This window comes from Bacillus sp. CPT56D-587-MTF (assembly GCF_058792335.1).
Genome location: NZ_JBYTEF010000001.1, coordinates 1,569,533 through 1,583,383, shown reverse-complemented (window position 1 = coordinate 1,583,383; position 13,851 = coordinate 1,569,533). Strand labels below are relative to the sequence as shown.

The 13,851-nt window shown below is 34.6% G+C and carries 13 protein-coding genes and 1 pseudogene; 2 read left to right on the top strand and 12 right to left on the bottom strand.

Annotated features, from left to right (window positions below):
- The first annotated feature begins 28 nt into the window (after positions 1 to 28).
- Positions 29 to 973, top strand: a complete 945-nt coding sequence (locus AC3WVZ_RS08240) for an L-lactate dehydrogenase (protein ID WP_000715321.1) — start codon at positions 29 to 31, stop codon at positions 971 to 973.
- A gap of 86 nt (positions 974 to 1,059) precedes the next feature.
- Here the strand turns inward: AC3WVZ_RS08240 and AC3WVZ_RS08235 are convergent, their stop codons facing one another.
- The 7 genes from AC3WVZ_RS08235 to AC3WVZ_RS08205 all read right to left on the bottom strand — a co-directional run bounded on the left by AC3WVZ_RS08235 (position 1,060) and on the right by AC3WVZ_RS08205 (position 7,034).
- On the bottom strand, positions 1,060 to 2,073 hold the full coding sequence (locus AC3WVZ_RS08235; protein ID WP_001006597.1) for an AI-2E family transporter: 1,014 nt from the start codon (positions 2,071 to 2,073) through the stop codon (positions 1,060 to 1,062).
- Between the two features lie 178 nt (positions 2,074 to 2,251).
- On the bottom strand, positions 2,252 to 3,862 hold the full coding sequence (locus tag AC3WVZ_RS08230) for an amidase family protein (protein WP_063219858.1): 1,611 nt from the start codon (positions 3,860 to 3,862) through the stop codon (positions 2,252 to 2,254).
- 111 nt (positions 3,863 to 3,973) lie between these two features.
- A complete protein-coding gene (locus AC3WVZ_RS08225; protein WP_000997344.1) occupies positions 3,974 to 4,105 on the bottom strand; it encodes a hypothetical protein in 132 nt (43 codons plus the stop codon).
- A 126-nt stretch (positions 4,106 to 4,231) separates the two neighbouring features.
- Positions 4,232 to 4,834, bottom strand: a complete 603-nt coding sequence (locus AC3WVZ_RS08220; protein ID WP_001277021.1) for a nitroreductase family protein — start codon at positions 4,832 to 4,834, stop codon at positions 4,232 to 4,234.
- 57 nt (positions 4,835 to 4,891) lie between these two features.
- Positions 4,892 to 5,542 carry a DsbA family oxidoreductase gene (locus tag AC3WVZ_RS08215; RefSeq protein ID WP_233936270.1) on the bottom strand — a complete coding sequence of 217 codons (651 nt, stop codon included), beginning with the start codon at positions 5,540 to 5,542 and terminating at the stop codon, positions 4,892 to 4,894.
- 70 nt (positions 5,543 to 5,612) lie between these two features.
- Complete coding sequence (locus AC3WVZ_RS08210; RefSeq protein ID WP_000704073.1) at positions 5,613 to 6,044, bottom strand: Rrf2 family transcriptional regulator; 432 nt, start codon at positions 6,042 to 6,044, stop codon at positions 5,613 to 5,615.
- A gap of 120 nt (positions 6,045 to 6,164) precedes the next feature.
- Positions 6,165 to 7,034, bottom strand: coding sequence for a LysR family transcriptional regulator (locus AC3WVZ_RS08205; RefSeq protein WP_000156743.1), 870 nt, complete (start codon positions 7,032 to 7,034; stop codon positions 6,165 to 6,167).
- Positions 7,035 to 7,131: 97 nt separating this feature from the next.
- On the opposite strand from AC3WVZ_RS08205, the pseudogene AC3WVZ_RS08200 reads away from it, so the two are divergent.
- Positions 7,132 to 8,039 (top strand): annotated as a pseudogene (locus AC3WVZ_RS08200) (DMT family transporter).
- A gap of 42 nt (positions 8,040 to 8,081) precedes the next feature.
- Here AC3WVZ_RS08200 and AC3WVZ_RS08195 read toward each other — a convergent pair.
- The 5 genes from AC3WVZ_RS08195 to AC3WVZ_RS08175 all read right to left on the bottom strand — a co-directional run bounded on the left by AC3WVZ_RS08195 (position 8,082) and on the right by AC3WVZ_RS08175 (position 13,564).
- Positions 8,082 to 8,702 (bottom strand): YcnI family copper-binding membrane protein, encoded by a 621-nt coding sequence (locus AC3WVZ_RS08195; protein WP_048538801.1) that lies wholly within the window; start codon positions 8,700 to 8,702, stop codon positions 8,082 to 8,084.
- A gap of 89 nt (positions 8,703 to 8,791) precedes the next feature.
- Positions 8,792 to 10,441, bottom strand: coding sequence for a copper resistance CopC/CopD family protein (locus AC3WVZ_RS08190; protein WP_233936268.1), 1,650 nt, complete (start codon positions 10,439 to 10,441; stop codon positions 8,792 to 8,794).
- A gap of 328 nt (positions 10,442 to 10,769) precedes the next feature.
- On the bottom strand, positions 10,770 to 11,189 hold the full coding sequence (locus AC3WVZ_RS08185; RefSeq protein ID WP_063219856.1) for a VOC family protein: 420 nt from the start codon (positions 11,187 to 11,189) through the stop codon (positions 10,770 to 10,772).
- Positions 11,190 to 11,273: 84 nt separating this feature from the next.
- Positions 11,274 to 12,632 (bottom strand): branched-chain amino acid transport system II carrier protein, encoded by a 1,359-nt coding sequence (brnQ, locus tag AC3WVZ_RS08180; RefSeq protein WP_001284786.1) that lies wholly within the window; start codon positions 12,630 to 12,632, stop codon positions 11,274 to 11,276.
- Positions 12,633 to 12,871: 239 nt separating this feature from the next.
- A complete protein-coding gene (locus AC3WVZ_RS08175; protein WP_000522528.1) occupies positions 12,872 to 13,564 on the bottom strand; it encodes an FMN-dependent NADH-azoreductase in 693 nt (230 codons plus the stop codon).
- Between the last annotated feature and the right edge of the window lie 287 nt (positions 13,565 to 13,851).

The following is a 13,851-nucleotide window of genomic DNA, read 5'->3' as shown; positions in this document are numbered from 1 at the left end:
AATCAATGAAATTGCGAGGAATTTTGAAATGAAAAAAGGTATTAACCGTGTTGTATTAGTAGGAACAGGAGCAGTTGGATGTAGTTATGCTTACTGCATGATTAACCAGGCTGTAGCTGAAGAATTTGTTTTAGTCGATGTAAATGAGGCAAAAGCTGAAGGGGAAGCAATGGACTTAAGTCATGCTGTTCCATTCGCACCAGCTCCAACTAGAGTATGGAAAGGCAGCTACGAAGATTGTAAAGATGCTGACCTTGTAGTTATTACAGCTGGATTACCACAAAAACCAGGCGAAACACGTTTAGATTTAGTTGAGAAAAACGCTAAAATCTTCAAACAAATCGTTCGCAGTATTATGGATAGCGGATTTGATGGCATCTTCTTAATCGCAACAAACCCTGTAGATATTTTAACTTACGTAACTTGGAAAGAATCTGGTTTACCGAAAGAACGTGTAATCGGTTCTGGTACAACGCTTGATTCCGCTCGTTTCCGCTATATGTTAGGTGAGTACTTCGATATTGGTCCACACAACATTCACGCTTATATTATCGGAGAACACGGCGATACTGAACTTCCAGTTTGGAGCCATGTTTCCGTTGGTATCCAAAAACTACAAACACTGCTTGAAAAAGACAACACGTATAATCAAGAAGATTTAGACAAAATTTTCATAAACGTCCGTGATGCAGCTTACCATATTATTGAGCGTAAAGGCGCAACTTATTATGGTATCGGTATGTCACTTCTACGTGTTACAAAAGCAATTTTAAACGACGAAAATAGTGTATTAACTGTATCAGCTTACTTAGAAGGTCAATACGGTCAAAAAGATGTTTATATCGGGGTACCTGCTGTTTTAAATCGCGGCGGTGTTCGTGAAATTTTAGAGGTTGAATTAAGTGAAGATGAAGAATTAAAATTCGACCACTCTGTTCAAGTATTGAAAGAAACAATGGCTCCGGTTCTTTAATTAAGATAAAAAGCAATCCAATTTATTTTGGATTGCTTTTTATTTTCATTATCTCCTATGACTTTTTAGTGATTTTCTATCATTTCTTATTTTTTAGTCGCATCCTCATTATTTATATCAAGTACATCTAATAAAAAGATAAAGATTGGTATCCCGATAATAAGCCCCCATATTCCAAGGAAATGCTCTGAGAAGATAAGAATCATAAATGTGTAGAATATTGGTAAATTTGTTTTTGCAGACATAAACTTCGGATTTAAAAAATAACTTTCAAGAGCATGGATTACTGTTATGAATACGAGTATGTATACTACGTACATAACTCCGCCTACGTTGTAAGCAATGATACAAAGTGGAAACAAAGAAATAATCACACCTGCAACAGGAATCAACCCTAGTAAGAAAATCATAACAGCTAATACAAGTAGCTGTGGAAATCCTAAAACGATTAATGCAATGACAGTAAGAATACAATTTACAACGGCAATTAAAAACTGAGCCTCAATTACTTTGCCGAACGATCTTGCAAATCTTTCACCAAAATATGCAATTTCTTCATAAAAGATTTTTAACTTACTATCTTTAAACTTTGATGTAAATGTAATAATACGCTCTTTTTCTAATAAGAAAAATAAGCTTAAAATTAGAGATAATAATATTTGCAAACTTACCTTCCCTATATTTGCTATTGATTGGTATATGACGTCTACACCTTGTTCTATATATTTTGATACTTCCATCCCATTAATTGTCGAAAGTGCATATTTAACGATTTCATTATCAGGTGGATTTTGAAAAAACAGTTTAAATTGATAAATTAATTGTGAAATTTGTATCGTCAGCACAGGTAAATATTTATATAATGTTGTGCCTATAAAGGAAACTAGTATTATATATAAACATGCAATAACAATTTTCCGGTTTACTTTCAATTTTCTTGAAATAAAACGTTGAAATCGATCCATTAAAAACGTCAGTATAAACGTAATTAATATTAAATTAATCATACTTTTTAATGCGTATAATACAAGCGCTACTATTATTAAAACGAGAAACCGTTGAAACCCTCTACTTCGAAAAAAACTCTTTACTTCATTCATTAAGAATTAACCTCCCCCTTCAATGGATGGAAATTGAATATATTACATTTTATGAACTCCTATAGACAATCTTTCTTACTAATTGAGAAGAATCCTTCTTTTCTTTTCATATTGTTAGATTCGTTTAACTGGAATCCACCAACATAATTTCGGTGGCAGTTATTTTTCATATAATCTTTTATAAACTAGGTGATTTTCTATTTTTGGACTGCTGTTCATACGCATATCCAATATTGAAAAGCTCTTTTTCACCAAACTGTTTCCCTACAAACACTACACCGATTGGTTCTCCATTTTTATCATATCCAGCAGGAACCGCTAATTCCGGATAACCAGCTACAGCTGATAGAAGGACTTCATCGTTATTAATCATAACTAGAGCATCCAAACCTTTTTCTACTAAATACCTATCTAGCTCTTTTCTTGCATTTTCTTGACTCGTTTGCACTACGTTTTCAAACTCTTCTTTCGTTATAGCAGATTTTTCAGACCCTTCAATTAATGTTTGTCCGTATTTTATTCGTCTTTTACTATCCTTTTTATTAAACGCTATAATCTCTTCTAACGATTTTACCGGTACATTCTTTTGCTGTGAAAGATAGTCGTTTACATTATGCTTGAACTCATATTCTAATGTTTGCAAATTATCTACACCCTCAGCACTTAACTGGATATTATCAGTTAATATCGCACCTGCATCTTGAAGGTCTTTTCTAATTTTTTCTACTACTACTTTTCTATTTTCATCTTGTTGGTCTACAGAAAAAAGAAGCCCTATCTTTTTCCCTTTTAATCCATCTATTGATAAATCCTTTGTATAATCAATTCTTTCTTTATCTTTCATTTTTTCTGTCATAACATCTTTTTCGTCATAACCTATCATTGCATTAAATAACGTTGCTACATCTTTTACTGTTCTTGCCATAGGTCCTGCTGTATCAAGAGTTTCAGCTAATGGAATAATTCCTGTTCTACTTACCATACCTAAAGATGGACGTAACCCAACTACTGATTGCTGCGCCGCTGGTGCAACAATCGATCCCGTCGTTTCTGTTCCAATTGCAAGCGGCGCAAAATCTGCTGCAACTACTGTAGCAGATCCTGAACTTGATCCTGAAGTATCGAATGTAATCGGACCGTACGGGTTTAAATTTTGTCCTTTCTTCCCGCTATACCCGCTTGGCATTGTAAAAGATAAATAGTTCGCCCACTCAGACATATTCGCTTTTCCTAAAACAAATGCTCCTTCTCCTTTCAACTGCTTCACAATTGTTGCGTCTTGATCTGCAATCCAATCTTTTAATACATAAGTTCCTGCACTAGTCGGCATCACTTTTTCCGTCTGTACATTATCTTTTACAACGACAGGAATACCATATAAATTCGAATTTTTGTTTCTACCCCGCTCTTGATCTAACTTTCTTGCTTCTTCCATCGCATTAGGATTTATCTCTGTAACAGAATTTAATGTTATTCCATTTTGATCATGTTCTTGTATTCTAAAGAGATAAATACTCGTTAATTCTTCATATGACAACTTTCCATCATCAATCATTTTTTGAAGCTCATCTACAGTCGCATTTACGACTTCTCTTTCTTTTATCTTTACATTTTCTATATTGATTCCTTTAAGCTGATTATGTATCGGTTGTAGCACTCTTTCTTTATCATATACAATACGCTCAGGTTCCTTTGGAAAATAATTTTTATACACGTAATATCCGCCGGCACACGCTAATAAGACAATGCCTCCAGTGATAGACAGCGTTACCTTTACCCATTTCTTCATGTTGCTTCCTCCACTCTATAAGATGCTTAGCTATACAAAAAAGAGAGTTACCTTTTACTTAACTCTCTCCAATCAAAATGCTAAATGAAAAAATGAAAGATTTCAATCTAATTACTTCTTTTTTTGCATTTGCTTTGCTAACATTTCTTTCACTTGATTATACGTTAATCCTGAATTTTTATTTAAACGCTTTACTTCCTCAACATCAGTACCTACCACTGTATATTTTTTCTCATCATTCATTTTTCTAATTCCCTTCTCACCGTATTATTTCTTATATTTCTTCCCTAAATGCGCATAAATTAACACCACTACAAAAAAGGAAGCTGTTTTTAAGCACAGCTTCCTTCTCGTTACATATTGTATTTCTTAATAAAATTTCACTACATCTTCAGTAGGCAAGAACGTTCTTTCTGCTGGTTGTTCGTTTGGTTCACCAAATGGCATTTGACCTACTAAGCTCCACTCTGCCGGAATGTTCCAAGTTTCTTTCACTTCAGCATCTACGATTGGGTTGTAATGTTGTAATGACGCCCCAATTCCTTCAGCAGATAATAGCATCCACACAGTATGTTGTAACATCGCATTTCCTTGATGAGACCAGAATGGGAACTGATCTTTGTATAATGGGGCATTTTCTTGCATTTTTTCTACAGTTGCTTGATCTTCAAAGAATAGAACTGTTCCTACACCTGCATGGAAGCCTTTTAGTCTTTCTACAGTCGCTTCAAAGTTTTCTGCTGGTACGCGTGCTCTTAGTGTTTCTTTAACGATATCCCAAAACTTTTCATGCTCTCCATCCATTAATACAACCATACGACCACTTTGCATATTGAAAGATGTTGGTGCGTGTAAAGCTGTTTTTAACACTTCTTCAATTCTTTCTTTCGTAATTGCATCGTTTTTTGTTACTTTACGAATTGAACGGCGGTTCACGATTGCTTCTTTTAAGTTTGTTGTAGTTGCTGACATTTTAATTCCTCCAAATGTTTGTTTTATAATTTATTTTGTTATTTCATAACAAGCGAATTAGCAATATCCATCGGTACTACATTGCATACCTTCAAATGAATTTGTTTTATCCTTTTCAATTTCTTTATCAATGACCCTTTCTAGTGTTTCTTTACTAGCAAGCCCTTGAATGACTTCATCTCCAATCATGACAGTTGGAACAGCCATAATATTCGCTTCATCATATGCGTGTTGAATTGCTTCTTGATGCTTTTCTTTATATTTACGAGTTACTAAAGCATCTTTAAATTCCGCCTCAGGAAGTCCTACTTCTACCGCTAATTTTGTTAACACATCAATATCTTCAATGTTTTGCTCCTCTTGGAAAAATGCTGTGAATACGCGGTGATGATACTCATTACCTAGTCCACGTTCTTTCGCAAATTGACATCCTTCGAAAGCTAAATGTGTATATGGATGTGGTGAAACACGTGGCAAGCGCATATCAATTCCTAACTTCTTCGCTGTCGGAAGAATGAAAGCATCCCATGAACCTAATTTTTCTGGTTCATTCCATGGATCTATTTTTGAATATGGACTTGGACGTAATTCAAATGGCATCCATTCAATCTCTACATCTTTCTCTTTCGCTACCTCATCTAATGGACCTTTTGCTAAAAAACAAAACGGACATATAAAATCTGAGTATACTTTCATTTTTACAGTCATAACTTTTACACCTTACCTTATCGTTGTAATCAAATAAGTTACATTAATGATAAAAAAATATAAATATTATTTAAGCATTCATTTTTTCTTGCAAAGTTTCAAACAACTGCCCCATCGTAATATTTCTCAAAACTTCTTCCATCGCGGATTGTGCTTGAATTAAAATAATTTCTAACACCGCTTGAATATTCGCCCCAATTGGACAATCTGGATTCGGTTGCTCGTGAATATGAAATAGCTTGTCTTCTTCGACTACGTTCACTGCATGATACACATCTAACAATGTGATTTCATGTAAATCCTTTAGTAATCCCGCGCCACCCGGTCCACGATTTACGTAAACAAAGCCAGCTTGTTTCAAGTACGACATGATTTTACGAATGACTACTGGATTTGTATTGACACTCTCAGCCATATAGTCTGAAGTACAAAGTGAAGATGGATTGTTTTTTAAAATAGATAAAATATGAACAGCTATGGAAAAGCGGCTACTAATTTTCATCGTAATCACCACCTAGATGTAATCATTATAGTTACAACTAAAAGATAAGTCAATCCTTTTCATAGATTTTTTATAAGCAAATTAAAAAGTGCCCCATTATGATATATGAGACACCCCTTTTTATTCTGCAAATAGCGCTTGAAATTCTTCAATAAATAGCTGTACAGCGATTGAAGAATCCTTTAATGAAGGAACAGCTAAAGCAATTTCTCTCCATACTTGCGGTTCCAATTCTCTCGTTTGCACATTCTGTGGTAAATTCGTTAAAGATAATTCAGCTAATATTGCAATGCCTAATCCTTCTTGAATCATATTTAAAGCTGTAGTAACGGTAGAAATTACATACTCAGCCCGAAGTGGTACGTTGGCTTGTTTAAACATATCAATGATGGGTGGTTCGTATCCGCCCTTACATAATATGATCGGTTCATTCTCCAAATCACGAATTGTAATAGAGTCCTTCTTACAAAGAGGATGATCCTCTCTTAAGATAGCAACCATTTTTCCCTTCGTTAACGGGACAATCTCCATCTCTTTATTAGGTAAAATAACAATTCCTATATCAACAACCCTCGATATTAACCAATCTTCAACTTCTTTAATTGTTCCTTCACAAAGAACGACCTCTAAGCTCGGATACTTCTCCTTAAAATGGTTTATCATTTTCGGTAAGAAATGTGCAGAAGCACTCGGAAAACTCCCAATTCGAATCGTCCCCACTTCGTGTCCTTTCTCCATCGCAACTTCTTGTTCAATCTTCTCTACACCGTTCAAAATCTCTCTAATATGTACAAGAATTCTGTTTCCTACATCCGTAACGAGTAATCCTTGTCGTTTATCACGTATAAGAATCGTAACTCCTAACTCTGACTCAATACTTGAAATGGCATGACTTACAGCTGGCTGCGTCATATTTAACACCCTGGCAGCCTTCGTAAAACTACCTAACTCAATAGTTTTTATTAATACTTGCAGTTGTGTAATAGTCATAACTAATCACTTATACTCCTTATAAAAAAGATTCATTTTATTTATTACATTCGATATCATATCATAGTGAAATGAATAACAACAAGGAGGTCTTACCGTGACACAGCTTTCTCGAACTAAGACGGCCATAATCCTTACCTTTCTCGTTTTCATGTGGGGAATCAATTGGCCTTTATCTAAGTTTGCCCTGCATTATACACCACCCGTTTTATTTGCAGGCGTTCGAACTTTAATTGGAGGATTCATTTTACTCCTTTTCGCTCTACCCAAATATAAAGAATTACATTTAAAACAAACGTGGCATTTATACGTTATTTCTTCTTTACTTAACATCATTATATTTTACGGGTTACAAACTGTTGGTCTTCAATATATGCCTGCTGGGTTATTTTCCGCCATTGTATTTCTACAACCAGTTTTACTCGGTATTTTCTCGTGGATATGGCTTGAAGAATCAATGTACGGCTTGAAAATTTTCGGGCTTGTTCTCGGATTTATTGGTGTAGGTGTTATTAGCTCAAGCAGTTTAACAGGACATATTTCTGTTATTGGAATCCTTCTCGCGTTAGGATGCGCTATTGGCTGGGCACTTGGCACAGTATTCATTAAGAAGACTGGTCACCGTGTGAATGCCATTTGGATGGTAACAATTCAGCTTCTTATCGGTGGTCTTTGTTTAATCGGATTTGGCTCAGAATTTGAAAGTTGGTCTAGTATTGCTTGGAGTATGCCATTTGTTAGTGTACTACTCTTTATTTCATTCTTTGTTATTGCAATGGGGTGGCTTGCATACTTCACACTCGTTGGAGCTGGTGAAGCGAGTAAAGTAGGGGCTTATACATTCCTTATTCCCCTCGTATCGCTATTATTGTAAGTTCAATCTTCTTACATGAAGCCATTACAATGAGCTTATTTATTGGCCTATTATTTATTGTTGTGAGCATTTGTTTTGTAAATATAAAGCCGAAAACACTTGCTGTAAGGCAGCAGGTTGAAGTGAAATAAATATGAGAAAGAGCCTACTATTTGTAGGCTCTTTTTTATATCTTATTTTTTACGACGCACTACAAAAACACACGCACCTACCGAAGATACAATTGCCAAAATAGATAAAACAATCGCTATAAATTGCATATTACTGGTACCTTCATTCTTTTCTACATTAGATACTTCACCATGTTCTCCTGTTAATGACGTACCTTTTGCAATTGTAGTAAGTGAATGCGGTTTTTCAGCTTTCTCATCGCCTGTCCATTCAACAATTTCTCCGTCTTTATATTGTTGATATGCATCCCAAGCTATTTTTTGTTCTTTATCCGGATTTTTAGCGACGAAAGTAAATCGCTGGAACTGACCGGGTAAAATCCCTTCTCCTATTGCTTCCCATACTACAGTTTTCACTTTTCCGGCATTATCTTTCTGCTCTTCCATTTTCCACCCTGGCACTGGTTCATACTGTTGGAATTCCACACCAGACGGTATTTTCAGTGTAACTTTTGTTGTTGCTATATTCTTTTCAACTGGTACTTTTATCGTGTAAGTCTCCCAAGAACCGATGTCAGAAGTTGCTGGCTTCACAGTAACGTGCGCACTAACAGGTAACGAAAACATTCCCATTGTAATTGCTGTTGCGATCATTGTTGTTCCTAATTTTTTTATACGTTCCATTTTCAATTAGCTCCTTTTTATCTATACCTACTCTTTATCCCGCTATTCGCCGGGTAGCCCAATTGATGAGGGCTGCTTAAAGTTTCACTTTATCTGCCACCTACAATAAATTTATAATCCGTATCGAAGCTATCAAGCGATTTCGTTAATCCATGTACTTGTATATTCCAGTTTCCTGTCATGTTAATATACATACCTTCTGCTTCATATTCTCCCGGTGAAACTGCCGAAACTTTAAATGATCCTTTTCCCATATTCATATCTAACGATTGAGTCGTTAATATAATTTGTTCCATATCAGTAACGGGTTGTCCGTTCTCATCCTTTAAAGTAATATGGAATATATTTTGTCCTACTCTATTAGGACTTACATTTAGCGTCATTTCATATCCATTATCTAATTGTTTACTCTCTGTAAAAGGTCCAGTAGGAGGCATCGGTGGTGTTTGTACGTTTGTCATAAAAGCTACGATGACGAAAATGATAATTCCAATGATAAACTCTACTTTCACCGTAGCACCTAATCCTTGCTGCGCTCGCATTCTCCCGTTCACATAATGAATAATTCCCAATATCCCCATGAAAGTGAATAAAAGTATCTTTGTTAATAAAGCCAATCCATACTTCGTATCAAATAACGAGTGGATTGTTGGAATAAAAAATGTACTGTTAAAAAGGCCTGTTATTAAAATCACGATGACGGCACCTGTTGCCCACGGTGAAAAACGCTTAATCATATCCCAATACATATGCCACTTGTTATCCTCATTACGTAAAAGAAGAATAATAGATGATAAACCACCCACCCATAATGAAGCTGCGAATAAATGTAGAAAATCCATAACGACAGCAATGTCTTTAAACTTTAAACCGTATGCGTGACTATTAAAGGCCTTCATAACAAGTAACCCTATAAACAATAGTATTGGAATACTCCATACTTTAAACGACGAAAACTTCTCCTGCTTCACCGCAAAATACGTAACAATTATAAGCGTACTAATGAGAACCATTTGAGTAATCCATACATAACCAAAAACAGAAAGCTGTAATGTTTCTTTTAATAGTAAAGGGTTGAATGCTTCTAGCCATGAAACATCAGCATTTATTTTCGCTTGCAGTGGTAGATTGAATAACAAGCTAATCAATATCCCAAATAAAGAGATCCATATTATGTTCTTACTCCTTAATCGAACCGAGGTTGCATTCCCTTTATACATAATAAGATTAAAGAATAGCACTCCTATAAATAGTGAGAAACTTGTATATAAAATTCCACGTTCCATGATCATATCAATTTGCGGAACATACCCCATCTCTTCCACTTGTACATCGTCTGTTTCCGCTTCCGCTAATCCAATACGGAATGGAATAACCCCTTGAATTGGATGTCCATCAGCTGAAATAGCTTTCCACTGAATAGAGTAGAGACCATTTTTGAGGTTTTCTTTTAATCCGGCTTCTAATAGTTTTTTATTTTTTTTATCAATATGAGCATCTTTTAAATCGACCCTTTTACCTGATGTATCTCTCACGTACAATGTATTAAAACGTGAAACTTGTATGTCCTCATCGAATTCGATTTTTACAACAGATGGTGCTTTCTTCAATGTTTCATTTTCAGTAGGGTTTGATTTCACAACGTACGCATGAGCAGATGCACTTTGCGGGATCAATATGATAAGCACACACACAAGTAATAGCCATGTCCCTAATCTTCTCATTACTTTCACACTCATTTCACTTCTTTCTTCCTCATTGCTCTATTTTCATTACTTTAACTTCCAAAGTTTGATTCTGGGCAAAATATTAACCTGATTAAATATAAACTTCTAGAAAGTATAACTCTTTATTTCTCTTCCACCTCTAAACTTCCAATATAATAGTAACTATTATGATAGATACAACTTACATTTTTAAAGTCGATTGTTATTATATCATAAAATATATTTATGTAAGTTATCAAAGAAGAAAAGTTATCGTGAATCATTTGTGAAGAAAATGTGAAATACATAAATAAAAAGGTATTACGTTATTACGTAACACCTTTAAAAAAATATCCCTCTTCTATTTCTCTTCCGGATAATCACAATACTCGATAATCGTTCCTTCAGTATCCGCTGGGTTAAGATAAATTAACCTTCTACCGTGCTTATTAATGCGTAGTGTATGCTCTAATGTCCGAATACCTTGTTCTTTTAACTCTTCTAGAGCCACATCTAAATCATCGACACGATACGCAACGTGATGAACACCTTTACCTTTTTGTTTAATAAAACGGGCAATTGGAGATGTCGTATTATTCGTCGGTGCAAGTAATTCAATTCTATCTCCATCCACTTCAAGAATGGCTACTTCGCTTTCCACACCAGGAACTTCACTTACGTAACGATCTATTAAAGTTCCTAGTAACACATTTTCATAAAAACGTATCGTACTATCTATATCACGAACTGCGATTCCGATATGATCAATTGTTTTTTTCATTTTATTTCCCCTACTACTTTATTTTTTCTCATTATTAATAGTAACAAAAAAAGCTATAGAAACAAGTTCTATAACTTTTTTTATTTAACCTATTTTCTTATCCGCTCTAGTTGCTGGTTGAACTTGGTTTTTCACTTTTAAAATGCTAAGTCCATATCCGATAAATCCACCGATAATCGCTGGGAAGATCCAGCCTAATCCTACTTCCTGCATCGGAAGGAATTTAGTGAACACTTGGCTTACTACTTCAATGTTAACTCCAGCTGCACTTAATCCATCGAATAAGCTGATGATAAATGTTACGATTAAGCTCACTTGATAAACTTCAGCTCTTCCTTTGAATAATGAATGGAAGAATGTTAAGAAAATCAATACGATTGCTAGTGGATAAATTGCTGTTAATACTGGAACAGAAACTGCGATTAACTGTGTTAATCCTACATTTGCAACAATTGCACTAAATACACATAGCGTGATTGCAATTGCTTTGTAAGGAACATTTGGGAATAACTTATGGAAGAATGAAGAACATGCTGATACAAGTCCCACACTAGTTGTTAAACAAGCTACTGTAATCATTAATCCTAATAATACTCCGCCATATGATCCGAAATAGTAGTTAGAAACTTTCGCTAATACTTCTCCGCCGTTCTCTAAATGTCCAAGCTTTGCAACACTTGAAGCACCCATATAAGAAAGTGCTGTATAGATAATTGCTAAAATAGATGCTGCAATAATTGTCGCTTTTGCACAAACGACCATAATTTGTGTTTTCGTTTTCGCACCTTTTTCTTTAATAGCATTGATAATGATAATCCCGAATACGAATGATGCAAGCGTATCCATCGTTAAGTATCCTTCTTGGAATCCTTTAAAGAATGCATGTGATGTATAAGCTTCCACTGGTGCTTGCATATCTCCAATCGGATGTATAAAAGCAACGATTACTAAAATACCGATGAAAGTCAACTTAATTGGTGTTAAGATTTTTCCAACAATATCGACAATTTTCGCGGGATTTAGCGAAAAAAAACAAGTGATACTAAAGAATATAATTGTGAAAAGAATTAAAGGTGTAGAACCTACTCCTTCTGGCATAAACGGTTTAAGACCAATTTCATAAGAAACATTTCCTGTTCTCGGTATTGCAAATAACGGACCAATCGCTAAGTATAAAACTGTTGTAAACACAATCCCAAACACTGGGTGAGCACGACTAGCTAACGACTGCAAATCATCTTTACCTGAAAAACCAAATGCTAGCACACCTAGTAATGGTAATCCAACACCAGTTACTAAAAATCCAGCGTTAGCAATCCATACATTCTCTCCTGCTGATTGACCAAGCATCGCTGGGAAAATTAAATTTCCCGCTCCAAAAAATAGTGCAAATAACATTAATCCAATAACTACTATGAACGAAAACGGTACTTTATTCGCCATAATATAACCCCCCATTCAAGTTTCCTTATCTCATTTTCCAATTTTAACTAATTGAATTTTCTGAATATTTAATTTAAGTATCAACTATTCTTGAACTCATTATAGTTTGCTATATAATATTTTGCAATACTATTTTCGAACTTTTCTTTTATTTTATAAATATACATTTTTTAACATGAAAAATAGACTAAAAAACCAACATGGTCATCCATGTTGGTTTTTCCATTTACTATCATGAATTAAAATTTTGCTGCTACTTTTTTAACGTTTTCTAGACCTTCTTCAACAATTTGTTGTGAACGATCTGGATATTGATTGTGTCCTTCAATTACAACTGTCTCTGGATTTGTAATTCCCCAGAATCCAAGTACCGTTGTTACGTAATTAACTGCCATTTCCATAGGAGCCATTTGCTCTGAAGAGTAATCTGAACCACGAGCACCTAACACAACTACTTTTTTACCACCAACTAAACCTTCTGGGCCATTCGCTGTATATTTAAACGTTTTTCCAGCTTGAGATAAGTATGAAATATATGTGATTAATGGCGCTGGTACTGTAAAGTTCCATAATGGGAATGCAAATACAACCTTATCAGCTTCTAAAAACTGATTTAAATATTGATCTACTGTAGCAACTGCCTTCTCTTCTTCAGCAGTTAACTCCATGCCTTGGCTACGTTTATATCCACCTGAAATCGCGATATTTCCGTAATAAGGAAGATCTAATGCAAATAAATCTAATTCCGTAATTTCTGTATTTGGATTTGCTTCTTTATAAGTACTTACAAATGTTTCATACATTTTTGAACTAACTGCTTGCTCCGCTGGACGATCGTTTGCTTTTACAAATAATACTTTTGACATTTTTTTATTCCCCTCTACATTCGTATTTTCTTCTTTTTTACCAAATAATGAGCTAAATAGTCCCATTTTCTTCACCTAATCTTTCTTTTCATATTCATTATTCATCATCATAAAAATTCTTATTCTAAGAAAAAGTTCCAATAGATACCTTAAGTTACGCTATCACAACTTTTTGTTATTTAATTACCTTATGTAAGTGATTGTAATATAGTCACTTACTTTAGTCAAGTAACTTTTAATAAAAAATAAAATCTCAAATTAAAAATATTAACTAAAATACAATTGAACACCAAATACATCTTTATTACTTGTATAATAAACTTTGAGAGGAAAATTCATATATAGAAAGGATT

Coding starts and splice junctions, on each gene's coding strand:
- AC3WVZ_RS08225 (WP_000997344.1), bottom strand. CDS start 4,105: ATGAATGATGAGAAAAAATATACAGTGGTAGGTACTGATGTTGAGGAA.
- AC3WVZ_RS08240 (WP_000715321.1), top strand. CDS start 29: ATGAAAAAAGGTATTAACCGTGTTGTATTAGTAGGAACAGGAGCAGTT.
- AC3WVZ_RS08190 (WP_233936268.1), bottom strand. CDS start 10,441: ATGAGTGTGAAAGTAATGAGAAGATTAGGGACATGGCTATTACTTGTG.
- brnQ (WP_001284786.1), bottom strand. CDS start 12,632: ATGGCGAATAAAGTACCGTTTTCGTTCATAGTAGTTATTGGATTAATG.
- AC3WVZ_RS08175 (WP_000522528.1), bottom strand. CDS start 13,564: ATGGGACTATTTAGCTCATTATTTGGTAAAAAAGAAGAAAATACGAAT.
- AC3WVZ_RS08195 (WP_048538801.1), bottom strand. CDS start 8,702: ATGGAACGTATAAAAAAATTAGGAACAACAATGATCGCAACAGCAATT.
- AC3WVZ_RS08235 (WP_001006597.1), bottom strand. CDS start 2,073: ATGAATGAAGTAAAGAGTTTTTTTCGAAGTAGAGGGTTTCAACGGTTT.
- AC3WVZ_RS08210 (WP_000704073.1), bottom strand. CDS start 6,044: ATGAAAATTAGTAGCCGCTTTTCCATAGCTGTTCATATTTTATCTATT.
- AC3WVZ_RS08215 (WP_233936270.1), bottom strand. CDS start 5,542: ATGACTGTAAAAATGAAAGTATACTCAGATTTTATATGTCCGTTTTGT.
- AC3WVZ_RS08230 (WP_063219858.1), bottom strand. CDS start 3,862: ATGAAGAAATGGGTAAAGGTAACGCTGTCTATCACTGGAGGCATTGTC.
- AC3WVZ_RS08185 (WP_063219856.1), bottom strand. CDS start 11,189: ATGAAAAAAACAATTGATCATATCGGAATCGCAGTTCGTGATATAGAT.
- AC3WVZ_RS08205 (WP_000156743.1), bottom strand. CDS start 7,034: ATGACTATTACACAACTGCAAGTATTAATAAAAACTATTGAGTTAGGT.
- AC3WVZ_RS08220 (WP_001277021.1), bottom strand. CDS start 4,834: ATGTCAGCAACTACAACAAACTTAAAAGAAGCAATCGTGAACCGCCGT.